Origin of the sequence: Micromonospora sp. NPDC047465 (assembly GCF_040643125.1) — a bacterium.
Lineage (GTDB): Bacteria > Actinomycetota > Actinomycetes > Mycobacteriales > Micromonosporaceae > Micromonospora.
Window position 1 is genome coordinate 121,221 of sequence record NZ_JBEYTP010000008.1, and the last position, 14,991, is coordinate 136,211.

Here is a 14,991-nt window from a genome sequence, read left to right on the forward strand (position 1 = left end):
GCGTTCCCTCCCGTGGGGCGGTGAACCCACTCCCCCTGCGGAGGGAACCACCCGCGAACCCGGAAGGGCCGTTCAGCCCGACGGGGTGACGAACCCCGACTCGTACGCCGCGATCACCGCCTGGGTGCGGTCGCGCACGCCGAGCTTGGCCAGCACGTTGCCGACGTGGGTCTTCACCGTCTCCACGCCCACCACGAGGTGCGCGGCGATCTCGGGATTGGACAGGCCGGTGGTCATCAGCCGCAGCACCTCGGCCTCCCGGTCGGTGAGCCGGGCGGCCTCCAGCCGGTCGGCGCCCCGCCCCCCGTACGCCCCGGCGAGGCGGCGGATGGCGGCGGGGAACAGCAGGGACTCGCCCCGCGCGACCACCCGGACCGCCTCCACCACCTCCGCCGGCCGGGCCCGCTTGAGCAGGAACCCGCTGGCCCCGGCGCGGAGCGCGTCGTAGACGTACTCGTCGTTGGCGAACGTGGTCACCACCAGCACCCGGGGCGGGTCGGCGGAGGTGGCGAGCAGCCGCCGGGTGGCCTGGATGCCGTCGATGCCGGGCATCCGCACGTCCATCAGCACCACCTGGGGGCGCAGCCGGGCGACCAGCGGCGGCACCTCCGCGCCGTCGGTGGCCTCGCCGAGCACCCGCAGGTCGGGCTGGGCGTCGAGGATGGCTCGCAGCCCCACCCGGATCAGCTCGTCGTCGTCGACGATCAGCACGCCGGTGGTGGTCGTCGCGGTGTCGGTCATCGGGTCCCCTCGAACGGCAGCCGTACCCGGATCCGCCAGCGGTCGCCGTCGGGCCCGACGGTCAGCCGGCCGCCGAGCAGCAGCACCCGCTCCCGCATCCCGTCCAGGCCCCGGCCGCCCCGGCCCGGGTCGGCACGGCGCCGGCGGCCCACCGCGTTGTCCAGCTCCAGCTCCAGCGCGTCGGCGTGCACGCCCAGGCGCAGCGTGACCGGCCCCCGACCGTACCGGGCGGCGTTGGTCAACCCTTCCTGGACTATCCGGTAGCCCTCCCGGGAGACGGCCGCGGGCAGGTCGGCGAGTTCGCCGGCGCACCGCGCGTCGACGGGCAGGCCGGCGGCGCGGGTGTCGGCCACCAGCCGGTCCAGGTCGGCGAGCGTACGCTGCGGGGCGGGCGCGGCCCGCCCGCCCGCGGGCTCGCGCAGCAGCCCGAGCACGTGGTCCAGGTCGTCCATGGCGGTGCGCCCGGCCTCCTCGATCGCGGTCAGCGCGCGCCGGGCGAATTCCGGGTCCCGGTCGAGCAGTTCGCGGGCCGCCCCCGCCTGGAGGGTGGCGACGGTCAGCGCGTGCCCCACCGAGTCGTGCAGCTCCCGGGCCAGCCGGTTGCGTTCGGCGAGCCGGGCGGCCCGGGCCTCCAGGGCGGCGATCCGTTCCGCCTGGGCCGGGCCGAGCAGCACCGGGGCCATCGACACGGCCAGCGCGCCCAGCCCGGCGACGGCGTAACCGAGCGCCACCAGCACCACGATGCCCGTGAGGGTCAGCCAGCCGGTGTCCCGCCCGTCGAACGGCCCGAACCGGTCTCCGCCGGTCATCCCGGTGTCGAGGCCGAACTGCTGGCCGATGAAGGCCAGCGCCATCGGCACCGCGCTGAACAGGGCGGCCACCACCAGCCCGCCGCTGACCAGGTGCAGCCCGATCCAGAGCGCCGAACGCAGCCGGGTCTCGCGGTCGGCGGCGTGCCCGGGCGCCGGGTCGGGCAGGTCGACGCCGAGCAGGGCCCGCGCGGCTGCGATCTCCAGCGCCCGGGGGCCGTCGAGGAAGACCGGGACCGCCGCGATGGTCGCCGCGACGACGAGCAGCCCCAGCACCAGCGGCCGGGGCACGTCGGGCTGCGTCAGCATCTGCGCGAACACCACCGCCAGCAGCACGTACGGCAGCACGAGCACCCCGCCGAGCAGCAGGAACACTCCGCGCCGCCAGGTGCTGCCGGCCACCAGCGGGGCGAGGACGGTGCGGGGCTTCACCCGCCCATTCTGTCCCGGGGCCACCCCGCGCCGACTCCCCCACGTCGGGGAGATCGGCGACCCGGCCGCCGGTCGGACGAGCGGCGCGTCAGCGGTGCTCGTCGACGTAGCGCTGCGGGTCCTTGTCGGTGAAGGGCAGGTCGCGGCCGTTCCTGTGCTCGCCGTAGAAGGTCAGCCAGCGGCGGCCCAGCTCGGCGCGCAGCTCATCGCTCGCGTGCCGACGGAAGTCGGGCAGCGCCTCGTCCTCCTCCTCGGCGAGGTGCTCGCTGTTCTCCCGGCGGGCGGTACGCACCGCCGCCCACCACTGGTCGGAGCCCACCGGGTGCAGCTTGGACTCGGCCACCGCGTCGCGGATCTTGTTGTGGTCGCCGATGGCGTCGACGGTTTCGGCCTCGCCGTCGTCGCCGTGTCGCACCAGGTGCGGGTAGAGGATCGCCTCCTCCGCCTCGGCGTGGATGTCGAGGTGCAGGGCGAGCGCGTCCCAGATCGCCAGCAGCTCGTGCTCGTCGCGGGCGTCGTCGAGGCGGGCGAAGCCCCGCCGGAAGGCGGCGTGGTCGTCGAGGATCAGCGCGGTGATGTCGTCCATCGGGCTCACTTTCCGGTTCGGCGCAGCAGGCGGGGCATCGCCCGGGACCCGAACTGCCAGGTGCCGAGGCCGATCTTGGACAGGGGCTTCGGGGCGTCGAGCTGGACGAAGCGCATGGCACCGAACCTACCCGGACAAGAGGGACGGTACGCCCGTTCGGGCTCGCGCAAGGAGCGGCAGCGCCCGGTGCCGGCCCGGCGCCGCTCGCCGCACCTCCGGCACAATGGGCGGGTGCGATTCCTCATCCGGCCCGCCCGGCCCGACGAGGCGACCGAGCTGACCGAGCTGGCGCTGCGCTCCAAGGGCCACTGGGGATACGACACCGAGTTCCTGGCCCGCTGCCGTACGGAGCTGACACTGACGCCGGCGGACGTGACTGCCCGACACGTGGCGGTGGCCGAGCGGGACGGCCGGGTGGTGGGGCTGGTGGTGCTCGCCAGCGCGCCGCCCGAACTGGAGCTGGACATGCTCTTCGTGGACCCGCCGGCGATCGGCACCGGCGCCGGCCGGGTGCTGTTCGACCACGCCGTGGCCGCCTCCCGCGCCGCTGGCGCCCGTACGCTGTGGATCGAGGCGGACCCGGGCGCCGAGGCCTTCTACCGGCACGTCGGCGCGGTACCCGCCGGCACCTGCGTCTCCCCCTCCACCGGCCGCACCCTGCCCCGCCTCCGCTACGACCTCTGACCTCCGCGTCGGATCGGGCGGGGGGCTAGGGTCGGGGCGTGACGTACCTGGCAGCGGACGACCGTTACGAGACGATGGCCTACCGGCGTAGCGGGCGCAGCGGGCTGCGGCTGCCCGCGATCTCGCTCGGGCTGTGGCACAACTTCGGCCCGGACCGGCCCTACGACCGACAGCGGGACATCGTCCGCCGCGCCTTCGACCTCGGCGTGACCCACTTCGACCTGGCCAACAACTACGGCCCGCCGCCGGGCGCCGCCGAGGAGAACTTCGGCCGGATGCTCGCCACGGACCTCAGGGCGTACCGGGACGAGCTGGTGATCTCCAGCAAGGCCGGCCACCTGATGTGGCCCGGCCCGTACGGCGAATGGGGTTCCCGCAAGTACCTGGTCTCCTCGTTGGACCAGTCGCTGCGCCGCCTCGGGCTGGACTACGTCGACATCTTCTACTCGCACCGCTTCGACCCGGACACCCCGCTGGAGGAGACGATGGGCGCGCTCGACGCCGTCGTCCGCTCCGGCAAGGCGCTCTACGTCGGCATCTCCAACTACGACTCGGAGCAGACCGAGCGGGCCGCCACGATCCTGCGCGAGCTGGGCACGCCGCTGCTGATCAACCAGCCGTCCTACTCCATGCTCAACCGCTGGACGGAGGACGACGGCCTGCTCGACACGCTGGAGCGGGTCGGCGCGGGCTGCATCGCCTACAGCCCGCTCGCCCAGGGCCTGCTCACCGACCGCTACCTCGGCGGGATCCCCGCGGACTCCCGGGTGCGCACCAGCGTCTTCCTCAGCGAGAGCGACCTCGGCGAGGAGAAGATGGCCACCATCCGGGCGCTCGGCGCGATCGCCGAGCGGCGCGGCCAGTCCCTGGCGCAGCTCGCGCTCGCCTGGGCGCTGCGCGATCCGCGGATGACGAGCCTGATCATCGGGGCGAGCAGTGTGCCGCAGTTGGAGGCGAACATCGCCGCGCTGGACAACCTCGACTTCACCGCCGAGGAGCTGACCGAGATCGAGCGCCACCTCGGCTGAGCCGCACCGGTTCCCGGGAGGTCCGGAAATGGCGTCGACGTGATTGCCGGACGGGCCGGTTGGAATCGCACCACCGGCCCGTCCACACACTCAGCAGTTCGTCTACTGCGGGTGCGAGACGTCCCCGCAGGTGACGATTCCACCGATGGCCGGGTTGGCCCGAGCGTGGTACCAGACGGTGCCGGACGAGTCCGCCATCGAGCCGCCCCAGAGAACACAGCCGCCCAGGCCCACGTACGTCTTGGCCGGGCCGGCGTAGTAGAACTTCAGCCCCTCGTCCTGAACCGGCGACGCGTAGTCCGTGTCGGCGTAGACCCCGGTGCGGGTCGCCACCCCGGCGTACGCCGACTTGAGCGTCACCACGCACGCGTAGCCGGTCAGGTTGTTGCGCAGCAGGTGGACCGTACCCAGCAGTTCGCCGGTGTCCTTGCGGATCGGGTCCTGGTCGATCCGCGTGTAGCCGACGCCGCACACCGCCTCCGGCGTGTACGGGTTGACCGCCGCCTGCGCCGGGGCACCCACCACCCCGACCACGGCCGCCGCCGCCGTCACCGCGACCGCCATTCTCCGCATCATTCGGAACACCCGTTCTCCCCCTTCACCGAGCGATCTGGTTGCCGGGACAGAATGGCAATTCCGGCACGCGACGATGTATGTCCGGACCAGACACCACAACGGCATCGATGTGTGAACGACGGCCACCCCGACCGTTTCACCAGCGGCGGCATGGCGACTTCATTGACGCTCTTCGATTATGATCAATCACACGATCAACTCTGCCGCCATTGCAGGATCACTCGTGCGGGGGAGGCGGCGGCCCGAGAGGACTTGTGATGCTGCGAGTCGAGAGCACAGTCCGCTCACACCAGGAGAACGCATGACCAGAGCAGGCTTCCGCACGTTGGTGGCCCTCAGCATGGCGACGGTGACCGCGTCCACCATCCCGGCCGCCTCGCCGGGGGCGGCCTCCACCCGGACGCAGTCGACGGCGAGCGTGACCGGGTCCGCACGGGTCTTCTACCCTCAGGCGCCCGACGACGACGTCCGTTTCACCTTCGACGCCCAAGCCGTCTCCCCCGCCGCAGGCGAGGTCCCGCACCCGGCCGAGGCCGCGGGAACGGTCCGCGTCCACCACCGGGTGGCCGCCTTGAATCTCACCCTCTGGGCCGAAGGAGAGGTGAACTGCGTGATGACCAGCGGCCGAGCCTCGACACTGACCGCGATCGTCACGAAGACCTCGCCCGAGCTGACTCAGAGCTGGCTGGGCAAGCACCTCGGCTTCACCGTCTTCGACGGCGGTGACGACGAATCCGGGCACAGCCTCGACCAGATGGGCTCGACAGGACCAGTGGAGAACCTGGCCGAGTGCATGGCCGGCAGCCCGAACGCGCCCGTCATGGCGCCCGCGCCGTTCTTCACGGTGCGAAGCGGCGGCTACCGGGTCACATCCGGCTGAAACGCCGCACCACTGCCGGCCGGCATCTGACGGCGCCAACCGGCACAGCTAGGGCACGTAGCGGGCCAAGAGCGGCAGAAACGTCAAAACGCCCTGGTGGGGGATGTCCCTCACCAGGGCGTTTCGCAAGGGTGGAGCCGAGGGGACTCGAACCCCTGACCCCCACACTGCCAGTGTGGTGCGCTACCAGCTGCGCCACGGCCCCTTGCCTCGTCCCGGTCGCCCGGGCACGAGAGAACTATACACACGACCCGCCGCATGGTCATCTCGCGGGGTCCCCACCCGCCGGTGGCTCAGTTGAGCGCCACGTCCGGCGGGAAGTGGGCGACCGCCGCCATCATGCCGCCCTGCCGGCGCAACACCATCGGCCACAGGTCGTCGGGCCGGTCCACGAAGGCGTCGCCGGGGAGCGCGTCCAGCACGAACCAGGAGCCGTCCTCGATCTCCTGCTCCAACTGGCCCGAGCCCCAGCCGGAGTAGCCGGCGAAGACGCGGATGCCGCTGATGCCCTCCCGCAGCCGCTCCGGGTCGACCGACAGGTCGAGCGTGCCGACCGCGCCGGAGATCTGGTGGAAGCCCTTGAGCCGCTGCACCGGATGGCGCATCCGGGCCAGGCAGATCGCCGAGTCGGGCTGCACGGGCCCGCCCTCGAAGAGCACCGCCGGATCGCGGGCCAGGTCGCACCAGTCGCCCAGCACGTCGGCGACCGGCACCTCGGTCGCCCGGTTGAGCACCACGCCGAGGGCGCCGCCGGGCTCGTGCGCGACCAGCAGCACGACGGTACGGTCGAAGTTCGGGTCCTTCAGCGCCGGCGTCGCGACCAGCAGCCGCCCGGCCATCGACCCCGTAGCCCGCCCGCCGATCGCCTGCCCCTCTCCCTGCATGCCGGACCCCCGTCAGACCGACCGCACCAGGACGCCCGGGGGCACCGGTGCCGTCCGCGCCGTCAACGCCATGCCTGGCACCATAGCCTGCCCCCGGGGCGGTGGTTAAGGTCTGACGGTCGGGTGATCGACAGACCTGAGGGAGGACCGATGGGCGTCACGGCGGAACTCGCGGTGATCGGGGGCTCTGGGCTCTACGCGCTGCTCGACGGCGCGACCGAGCACAAGGTGGACACGCCGTACGGGCCGCCGTCCGACGCCGTCACCATCGCCGACGTGGGCGGCCGGCGGGTGGCCTTCCTGCCCCGCCACGGCCGGGACCACCGCCACCCGCCGCACCTGATCCCGTACCGGGCCAACCTCTGGGCGCTGCGCTCCCTCGGCGTACGTCAGGTGCTCGCCCCGTGCGCGGTGGGCGGGCTGCGGCCGGAGCTGGGGCCGGGCACGTTCGTGGTGCCGGACCAGCTCATCGACCGCACCAGCGGGCGCGCGCAGACCTACTACGACGAGAGCGCGGTGCACGTCTCGTTCGCCGACCCGTACTGCCCGGCCGGCCGTCGCACGCTGCTCGCCTCGGCGGCGCGGCGGGACGTCCCGGCGGTGGACGGCGGCACGGTGGTGGTGGTCGAGGGCCCCCGCTTCTCCACCCGCGCCGAGTCGCGCTGGTTCGCCTCGATGGGCGGCGCGGTGGTCAACATGACCGGGCACCCGGAGGCGGTCCTCGCCCGCGAGCTGGCCCTCTGCTACTCCTCGATCGCCCTGGTCACCGACCACGACGCGGGCGTGGCGGGTGGCGGAGCGGTGACCCAGGAGGAGGTGTTCCGGGTCTTCGGCGAGAACACCGACCGGCTGCGGGGCCTCCTGCTGGACGCGGTCGCCGCGCTGCCCGTCGAACGGGACTGCGACTGCGGGCGGGCGCTGGACGGCATCACCCTTCCCATCACGCTGCCCTGACGGGCGGGGGAGGCGGCGAAAAGCCCGAGATGCCCGGGGAGCCCCGATAGATTGGGGGGCGATGGCAACGGTCCGCGACACCACGTACGACCTGCTCCGTGCCCTCGGCCTGACGACCGTCTTCGGCAACCCGGGCTCCACCGAGGAACCGTTCCTGCGGGACTTCCCGGACGACTTCCACTACGTACTCGCCCTGCACGAGGCGTCGGCGGTCGGCATGGCGGACGGCTACGCGCAGGCCACCGGCCGGCCGGCGCACGTCAACCTGCACACCGCGCCCGGCACGGGCAACGGCATGGGCAACCTCGTCACGGCGTGGCACAACCGGACCCCGCTGATCGTCACCGCCGGCCAGCAGACCCGGGAGATGCTGCTGCTCGAACCCCGGCTGACCAGCAGGCGGGCCACCGAGCTGCCCCAGCCGTACGTGAAGTGGAGCCACGAGCCGGTCCGCGCGCAGGACGTCCCGGCGGCGCTGATGCGGGCGTACGCGACCGCGGTGCAGCCGCCCGCCGGGCCGGTCTTCCTCTCCCTGCCCCTCGACGACTGGGCGCAGCCCGCCGACCCGCCCCCGCAGGTGCGGACGGTGGCCACCCGGTTCGCGCCCGACCCGCAGCGGCTGCGGGAGTTCGCCGCCGTGCTGGCCGGCAGCCGCGCGCCCGCGCTGGTGCTCGGCGCGGCCGTGGACCGGGCCGGCGGGTGGCCGGCCGCGGTGGCGCTGGCGGAGCGGCTCGCCGCGCCCGTCTGGTCGGCCCCCGCGCCGGAGCGGGCCGCGTTCCCGGAGGACCACCCGCACTTCCGCGGGGTGCTGCCCTTCGCGACGGGGCCGCTGGCGCAGGCGCTGGACGGGCGCGACACCGTGCTGGTCGTCGGCGCGCCGGTGTTCCGCTACTACCCGCACGTGCCGGGCGACCATCTGCCCGACGGCGCCCGCCTGCTGCACGTCACCGACGACCCCGAGGAGGCGGCCCGCGCCCCGGTGGGCGACAGCCTGCTCGGCGACGCGGGGCTGGCCCTGGCCGCCCTCGTCGACCTGCTGCCGGCGGCAGCCCGTCCGGCGCCGCCGCCGCGCCCCGACCCGCCACCGCCGCCGGACGGGCTCCCGCCGGCACCGGACGCGCTCTTCGCGGCGCTGGCCCGGCACTGGCCCGCCGACGGGATCCTGGTCCAGGAGTCGCCGTCCAACCTGCCGGCGCTGCGCCGCCGGTTGCGCAGCACCCGGCCCGGGTCGTACTTCACCATGGCCAGCGGCGGCCTCGGGTACGGCCTGCCGGCGGCCGTCGGCATCGCGCTGGCGCAGCGCGACACCGGCCGGGGCCGGCCGGTGGTCGCGGTCATCGGGGACGGCTCCTTCCACTACTCCGTGCAGGCCCTCTGGACCGCCGCGCGGCTGCGCCTGCCGCTGGTCGTCGTCGTGCCGGTCAACCAGCAGTACGCCATCCTGAAGTCGTTCGCCGACTTCAAGGACACCCCCGGCGTGCCCGGGCTGGACCTGCCGGGGCTGGACATCACCGCCATCGCCCGCGGCTACGGCTGCACGGCCACCGTCGTGACACACCCGGACCAGCTCGGCGACGCCCTGGCCGCCGGCCTGCGGGCGGACGGCCCGACGGTGCTGCCGGTGCCCGTCAGCACCGAGGTGCCCCGGCTCCTGTGACCCGCCGCCCGGCAGCACGACCTGGGCCGTGCGTCGCCACCCCGTCAGCACCGGCCCGTCTCCCGCGAGCCGGCGCCCCGTCAGCTCGTGGTGAGTCGCAGCGGCGCGCCGGTGAGAACGTCGAGCACCGGCCGGTCGCCGAGCGGCGCCTTCAGCGTGGCGGTGACCGGCTCGAGCTTCAGCATCATCGTGCACTGGCCGGTGGCGGTGGTGACGCCGCCGCCGACCACCACCACGTCGTCGCGCTCCTGCACCAGCGGGGTGATCCCGGTGTCGCAGCTGCCCACGCCGAGCCGCCAGGTCAGCGTGGCGCCGTCGACGGACCGCAGGTCCTGGGCGCCGACCACGCCCTGCGGGGCCGGACTCGCCGGCGCGACCGGCTCGGGCAGGGCGGTGACGGCCGAAGGCGCCACGGCGACCCGGGCCACCGGCGCGGAGAGCTCCTCCACGGTGAACAGCCACGCCGGCACCTGCGCCTCGCCGCGGCTGGTGCGCACCGGAGCCGTGCCCAGCTTCACGGCGGTGACCGTCAGCGGGACGCAGGCGGTCTGCGGGGTGCTGCTGACCGGTCCGTCGGGGCCGGGCTCGATGGTGGGGCCACCGGGGCCGGGCCGCCCGGGGCCGTTCGGCCCGGCAGGGCCCTTCGGCCGGCCCCCGCACGGCGGCGGGTCGCCCTGGTCGAGCTGCCCGTAGGCGGTGGCCGCGCTGATCAGCGGCACGGTGAGCGTGCCGTCCGGGAACCGGATGGTGCCGTCGGCGGGCAGGTCGGCGGGCAGGTCGGCGGGCAGGTCGACCTGGTCGCGGTACCAGCCGCTCTGGAAGGCCGTCCTGGTCGCCTCGGTGAAGCCCGGATCGCCGAGCAGCACCGTCGGGTCCTGCACCGGCACGTAACCGGTCGTCCACGCCGGGGCCGGTCGCCACGCCTCGGCCACCTCGGTGGCCCGTTGGGTGAACGCGTCCCGGCGGGAATCGGAGTCGGCGGGAGCGACCGGCTCGGAGCCGGCCGGGGCGCACCCGGCGACGATCATCAACAGCGGCAGGCCCAGCAGGGCGGCGGTACGGCGCATGTCGGTTGGACGTCGGGTCGCCGCCGCCGGTTCCCGCCCTCAGTTCTCCCCGCCGAGATCCGTCTCGTACGCCTGCCAGATGAGGTCCGCGCCGCGCTGCCGGTGCCGGGCGAGGGCGCGCGCCAGGTGCCCGGCCCGGCCGAGGAGGTCGTCGGCCGACGCCTCCGGCAGTTCCGCCGCCTGGTGCAGGGCGGCCAGCGCGGCGGCGATGGCGGCGTGTTCCCGGGCCAGCAGCCGCACCCCGTGTTCCAGCCGGGGCGCCTGGCCGAGCAGTTCGGCGTAGAGTCCGGCGGGCCCCTCGGTGACCCGGACGTGCTCCGCGAAGCCCTGCCGCACGGGCCCCAGCCGGAACAGGACCCGCTCCCGCCAGCGCGGCTCGGCCGGCGGGGCCGCCAGGGCCCGGGTGAGCGCGTGCAGATCCCCGAGCAGGGTGGCGGGGGGCCGGCGGGCGGCGGGCGGCGGGAGCGCCCCGGGGACGGTGGACGGCTGCTGGATCGGACCGGTGACCATGGGCACCTCCCGCGTCGCGTCTGACCGTACAGCGATGGTGGACCCGGCGCGTTTGCCCTGTCCAGAGGCGGTGGCACCTCATCCACCCCGTCGGCCGCAGCAGCCCCTCGCGCCCCACCGGCCCCACGTCCCGGGCCCGTCCGGGCCCGGAGACGACGATGCGCCCCGGTCCGGTGGACCGGGGCGCATCGACTGGTGGTGGAGGTGCCGGGAATCGAACCCGGGTCCTTCGCCGCCTTGTCAGGGCTTCTCCGAGCGCAGCTCGCTGTGCCTCTACTCGGCCCCTCCGATCACGCGAGCGAGTCGGTGTGACGGGCCCAGTCGCTGATTGATCTCGCCGCACGGACCCCGCGACCGGGTCCGGTTGGCCAGCCTTCTAGCTGATGCCGGCTAACTGGGTCGAAGGCGCTCCCAGGCCGACAGACTTGCTACTCGCCTCAGGCGGCGAGAGCGAAGTCAGCGCGATTGTTCTTGGCGCTTATTGGTTTCCGACGAACGATTCTCGAGACGACGTCGGCTTCCTCGGCTCGCTTCCCCTGCCGCAACGTACGAAGTCGAAACCAGTCACCCCCTCGACGGGCCGCCCCTGTGGCGGCTCCACCAAGCCTAACGCCTGCCGCAACGGGTTTCATCCCGAGCCCCGGGTCGGCGCGCCGACCCGGACAAAGCAGACAGATCAGTCATCCATCCCCTTGCCGCGCCGGCCGGCGGCCCGGGCGATCTCCCGGTCCGCGTCCCGCTTGGCGAGGTCCTGCCGCTTGTCGTACGACTTCTTGCCCTTGGCCAGGGCGATCTCGACCTTGGCCCAGCCGTCGGAGAAGTAGACCTGCAACGGCACCATGGTCAGGCCGCCCTCGCGGGTCTTGCCGATCAGCCGGTCGATCTCCAGCCGCTTGAGCAGCAGCTTGCGGGTCCGCCTCGGCTCGTGGTTGGTCCAGGTGCCCTGCGTGTACTCCGGGATGTGCATCCCGTGCAGGTAGAGCTCGCCGTTGCGCTCCTGGGCGAACGCGTCGACCAGCGACGCGCGCCCGGCCCGCAGCGACTTGACCTCGGTGCCGGTCAGCGCCATACCCGCCTCGTAGGTGTCGAGGATCGAGTAGTCGTGCCGGGCCTTCTTGTTGGAGGCGACGACCTTGCGCCCCTTCTCCCGTGGCATCGGCGCCACCCCCTTTCCGTGTGACCGCGCCCGGATGACCGGCCGCGGGGCGGAGATCATGCTACCCGAACGACAAGGACCCTCCCGCGCCGTTTATTCCTGGCGCGAGAGGGCCCGTCGAGCCGTACGGAGGCTAGACCCGCAGGTAGAAGCGGAGGGTGACCCAGGCGGTGACCGCGCTGACCAGGCCGCCGACGCCGGCCATCAGCGGGAACATCACCAGGATGTCGCCCCAGCCCACCGGGGAGAGCAGGCCCTGTAGCGCCTGCAACGATCCGTCGAAGAGGAGGTACTTCGCCGCGATCAGCGCCACCAGGCCGAGCAGCGAGCCGATCAGGCCCGCGACCACGGCCTCCAGCACGAACGGCGCCTGGATGAACCAGTTCGACGCGCCGACCAGCTTCATGACCGCGACCTCACGCCGCTTGCTGTACGCGGCGACCTGGATCGTGTTGGCGACCAGGAGCAGCGCGGCGACGGCCATCACGATCGCGGCGGCCAGGGCGATGTTCTGGATCGAGGTGAGGATGTCGAAGATCTTGTCCAGCAGCCGGGACTGGTCGACGATCTCGTCGACGCCCTCGGCGTCCTTGTACTGGTCGTAGATGCTCTTGTACTGCTCGGGGTTGTTCAGCGTGAGCCGGAACGACTCGGGCAGGCTGTCCGCCTTGACGGCGCTGAGCAGGTCCGGAGCGTCCTGGAACATCTCCTGGAAGCGCTTGTACGCCTCGTCCTTGTTGACGTAGATGACCTCCTTGACCAGCGGGTCACCCTTCAGCTGGCCGTCCAGGGCGTCACGCTGCTCGGGGGTCACCTCCTGGTCCAGGAAGATCGAGACCTGGATGTTCTTGTAGTAGAGGTCCTTCATGTCGTCGACCTGGCGGTACATGAGACCGCTGGCGCCGAGCATGGTCAGCGAGACAGCCATCGTGATGATCATCGCGATGGTCATGGTCACGTTGCGCCACAGTCCGACCAGTACCTCGGACAGGACGTATTTCACGCGCATCGGGATTTCCTCCGGGTCTCCGGCATGAGGTGTTCGTCGTCAGGCTGCGCAGGGGTGGCGTCGGCTCAGCCGTAGACGCCGCGGGCCTGGTCGCGCACGATGCGGCCGCTCTCGATCTCGATGACCCGGCGGCGCATCTGGTTCACGATGTTGGAGTCGTGCGTGACCATCACGACGGTCGTGCCGGTGCGGTTGATCCGGTCCAGCAGGCGCATGATCTCGATCGAGGTGTCCGGGTCGAGGTTTCCGGTCGGCTCGTCCGCGAGCAGGATCAGCGGACGGTTCACGAACGCCCGGGCGACGGCCACCCGCTGCTGCTCGCCACCGGAGAGCTCGTGCGGGTAGCGGTGCTCCTTGCCACCGAGCCCGACCAGCTCCAGCACCTCCGGCACGACCCGGCGGGCGACCGCCTTGGTCTTGCCGATCACCTCGAGGGCGAACGCCACGTTCTCGTACGCGGTGCGGTTCGGCAGCAGCCGGAAGTCCTGGAAGACGCAGCCGATCGAGCGCCGGAAGTGGGGTCGCTTCCACGAGCGCATCGAGGTGACGTCCTTGCTGTTGACGATGACCCGGCCCTTGTTGGGCGAGACCTCGTGCAGCAGCAGCTTGATGATGGTGGACTTGCCGGAGCCGGATGGACCGATGAAGAAGACGAACTCGCCCTTCTCGATCGAGACGGACACGTTGTCGAGCGAAGGCCGGGACGCCTTCGGGTACGTCTTCGTCACTTGCTCAAGCTGAATCACGGGTGGTGAGTCTACGCGGTGTAACCGTGGAGCCAAGCCCCACGCCCCGCCGTTGCGAGTCGCGTCATCTATTTGCGGGGTTACGCGGAGATCGAAGACGCGCTCCGCCCGCGGATGATCACGCAGCGTCGCCGGCCATCTCCTGCTGCTTGCGCCACCGGATCCCGGCCTCGATGAAGCTGTCCAGGTCGCCGTCGAAGACCGAGGACGGGTTGCCGGTTTCCTGCTCCGTCCGCAGATCCTTCACCATCTGATAGGGGTGCAGGACGTACGAGCGCATCTGGTCGCCCCACGCGCCGGTGGTCTCCTTCTTCAGGCCCTGGAGCTTGGCCTGCTCCTCCTGGCGCTTGACCTCCAGCAGCCGCGCCTGGAGCACCCGCAGCGCGGACGCCTTGTTCTGCAGCTGGGACTTCTCGTTCTGGCAGGTGACCACGATCCCGGTCGGGATGTGCGTGATCCGGACGGCGGAGTCGGTGGTGTTGACGCTCTGCCCGCCCGGGCCGGAGGAGCGGTAGACGTCGATCCGCATCTCGTTCTCGGGGATGTCGATGTGGTCGGTCTGCTCCACCACCGGCAGCACCTCGACCCCGGCGAAGCTCGTCTGCCGGCGGCCCTGGTTGTCGAACGGGCTGATCCGCACCAGCCGGTGGGTGCCCGACTCGACGCTGAGCGTGCCGTAGGCGTAGGGCACCTTCACGGTGAAGGTGGCCGACTTGAGGCCCGCCTCCTCGGCGTAGGAGGTCTCGTAGACCTCCGTCGGGTAGCCGTGCCGCTCGGCCCAGCGCAGGTACATCCGCAGCAGCATCTCGGCGAAGTCCGCCGCGTCCACCCCGCCGGCGCCGGCCCGGATGGCGACCAGCGCCTCCCGGGAGTCGTACTCGCCGGAGAGCAGGGTGCGGACCTCCATCTCCTGGATGGCCTTGGTCAGCCCGGCGATCTCCGACTCGACCTCGGTGAGCACCCCGGGGTCGGACTCGGCCTCGGCCAGCTCCAGCAGCACCCCGGCGTCGTCGAGGCGGGAGCGGAGGCTGGAGAGCTTGTTGATCTCGCCGTTGACGTACGACAGCTGGGAGGTCACCTGCTGCGCCTTGGCCTGGTCGTCCCACAGGTCGGGCGCGGAGGCCTCCTGCTCCAGGCGCGCCTTGTCCTCCCGCAGGCGGTCGACGTCGAGCACCGACTCGATGTTGCGCAGGGTGGCGTCGAGGTCCTTGAGCTGTTCGGCGTAATCGGCAGCGGTCACGACAGACAAGGGTACTGCTCGTGCGAGGAGTG

General features: G+C 72.4%; 16 protein-coding genes, 1 tRNA gene and 1 other RNA gene. 5 read left to right on the forward strand and 13 right to left on the reverse strand.

What is annotated here, in order from left to right; translation table 11 throughout:
* Window positions 1–72 precede the first annotated feature (72 nt).
* From ABZ793_RS10605 to ABZ793_RS10615, 3 genes are all read right to left on the reverse strand, one after another.
* Window positions 73–741 carry a response regulator transcription factor gene (locus ABZ793_RS10605; protein ID WP_350703124.1) on the reverse strand — a complete coding sequence of 223 codons (669 nt, stop codon included), beginning with the start codon at window positions 739–741 and terminating at the stop codon, window positions 73–75.
* Entirely contained in the window at window positions 738–1,982 is a 1,245-nt protein-coding gene (locus ABZ793_RS10610) for a histidine kinase (protein WP_357455077.1), read from the reverse strand. The genes ABZ793_RS10605 and ABZ793_RS10610 overlap by 4 nt, the downstream gene beginning before the upstream one ends.
* A gap of 88 nt (window positions 1,983–2,070) precedes the next feature.
* Window positions 2,071–2,568 carry a hemerythrin domain-containing protein gene (locus ABZ793_RS10615; RefSeq protein ID WP_357455080.1) on the reverse strand — a complete coding sequence of 166 codons (498 nt, stop codon included), beginning with the start codon at window positions 2,566–2,568 and terminating at the stop codon, window positions 2,071–2,073.
* A 231-nt stretch (window positions 2,569–2,799) separates the two neighbouring features.
* Between ABZ793_RS10615 and ABZ793_RS10620 the strand changes: the two genes are divergently transcribed.
* Window positions 2,800–3,252 carry a GNAT family N-acetyltransferase gene (locus ABZ793_RS10620; protein ID WP_357455082.1) on the forward strand — a complete coding sequence of 151 codons (453 nt, stop codon included), beginning with the start codon at window positions 2,800–2,802 and terminating at the stop codon, window positions 3,250–3,252.
* A gap of 38 nt (window positions 3,253–3,290) precedes the next feature.
* The gene (gene mgrA / locus ABZ793_RS10625) at window positions 3,291–4,280 is read left to right on the forward strand and encodes an L-glyceraldehyde 3-phosphate reductase (RefSeq protein ID WP_357455085.1); all 990 of its coding nucleotides are present in this window, start codon (window positions 3,291–3,293) and stop codon (window positions 4,278–4,280) included.
* A 102-nt stretch (window positions 4,281–4,382) separates the two neighbouring features.
* On the opposite strand, the gene ABZ793_RS10630 is transcribed toward mgrA, so the two are convergent.
* On the reverse strand, window positions 4,383–4,844 hold the full coding sequence (locus ABZ793_RS10630; protein WP_357455088.1) for a hypothetical protein: 462 nt from the start codon (window positions 4,842–4,844) through the stop codon (window positions 4,383–4,385).
* A gap of 313 nt (window positions 4,845–5,157) precedes the next feature.
* Here ABZ793_RS10630 and ABZ793_RS10635 point away from each other — a divergent pair, with 313 nt between their 5' ends.
* Window positions 5,158–5,736 carry a hypothetical protein gene (locus tag ABZ793_RS10635; protein ID WP_357455090.1) on the forward strand — a complete coding sequence of 193 codons (579 nt, stop codon included), beginning with the start codon at window positions 5,158–5,160 and terminating at the stop codon, window positions 5,734–5,736.
* 132 nt (window positions 5,737–5,868) lie between these two features.
* Here ABZ793_RS10635 and ABZ793_RS10640 read toward each other — a convergent pair.
* A tRNA-Ala gene (locus tag ABZ793_RS10640) sits at window positions 5,869–5,941 on the reverse strand.
* An 88-nt stretch (window positions 5,942–6,029) separates the two neighbouring features.
* Window positions 6,030–6,620 (reverse strand): YqgE/AlgH family protein, encoded by a 591-nt coding sequence (locus ABZ793_RS10645; RefSeq protein WP_357455093.1) that lies wholly within the window; start codon window positions 6,618–6,620, stop codon window positions 6,030–6,032.
* A 150-nt stretch (window positions 6,621–6,770) separates the two neighbouring features.
* Here ABZ793_RS10645 and ABZ793_RS10650 point away from each other — a divergent pair, with 150 nt between their 5' ends.
* Window positions 6,771–7,574: an S-methyl-5'-thioadenosine phosphorylase gene (locus ABZ793_RS10650; protein ID WP_357455096.1), complete on the forward strand. Its 804-nt coding sequence runs from the start codon at window positions 6,771–6,773 to the stop codon at window positions 7,572–7,574.
* A gap of 61 nt (window positions 7,575–7,635) precedes the next feature.
* The gene (gene mdlC, locus ABZ793_RS10655; RefSeq protein ID WP_357455099.1) at window positions 7,636–9,231 is read left to right on the forward strand and encodes a benzoylformate decarboxylase; all 1,596 of its coding nucleotides are present in this window, start codon (window positions 7,636–7,638) and stop codon (window positions 9,229–9,231) included.
* A gap of 80 nt (window positions 9,232–9,311) precedes the next feature.
* On the opposite strand, the gene ABZ793_RS10660 is transcribed toward mdlC, so the two are convergent.
* The 7 genes from ABZ793_RS10660 to prfB form a co-directional block, all read right to left on the reverse strand.
* Window positions 9,312–10,298, reverse strand: a complete 987-nt coding sequence (locus ABZ793_RS10660) for a hypothetical protein (protein ID WP_357455102.1) — start codon at window positions 10,296–10,298, stop codon at window positions 9,312–9,314.
* 39 nt (window positions 10,299–10,337) lie between these two features.
* Complete coding sequence (locus tag ABZ793_RS10665) at window positions 10,338–10,808, reverse strand: hypothetical protein (RefSeq protein WP_357455105.1); 471 nt, start codon at window positions 10,806–10,808, stop codon at window positions 10,338–10,340.
* Between the two features lie 196 nt (window positions 10,809–11,004).
* Window positions 11,005–11,380, reverse strand: a transfer-messenger RNA (tmRNA) gene (gene ssrA, locus ABZ793_RS10670).
* A 104-nt stretch (window positions 11,381–11,484) separates the two neighbouring features.
* Complete coding sequence (gene smpB / locus ABZ793_RS10675; protein ID WP_357455108.1) at window positions 11,485–11,964, reverse strand: SsrA-binding protein SmpB; 480 nt, start codon at window positions 11,962–11,964, stop codon at window positions 11,485–11,487.
* Between the two features lie 133 nt (window positions 11,965–12,097).
* A complete protein-coding gene (gene ftsX, locus ABZ793_RS10680) occupies window positions 12,098–12,973 on the reverse strand; it encodes a permease-like cell division protein FtsX (RefSeq protein WP_357455111.1) in 876 nt (291 codons plus the stop codon).
* A 65-nt stretch (window positions 12,974–13,038) separates the two neighbouring features.
* Window positions 13,039–13,719 carry a cell division ATP-binding protein FtsE gene (gene ftsE, locus ABZ793_RS10685; protein ID WP_091097362.1) on the reverse strand — a complete coding sequence of 227 codons (681 nt, stop codon included), beginning with the start codon at window positions 13,717–13,719 and terminating at the stop codon, window positions 13,039–13,041.
* A 118-nt stretch (window positions 13,720–13,837) separates the two neighbouring features.
* Complete coding sequence (gene prfB, locus ABZ793_RS10690) at window positions 13,838–14,959, reverse strand: peptide chain release factor 2 (RefSeq protein WP_357455114.1); 1,122 nt, start codon at window positions 14,957–14,959, stop codon at window positions 13,838–13,840.
* Window positions 14,960–14,991: the final 32 nt, after the last annotated feature.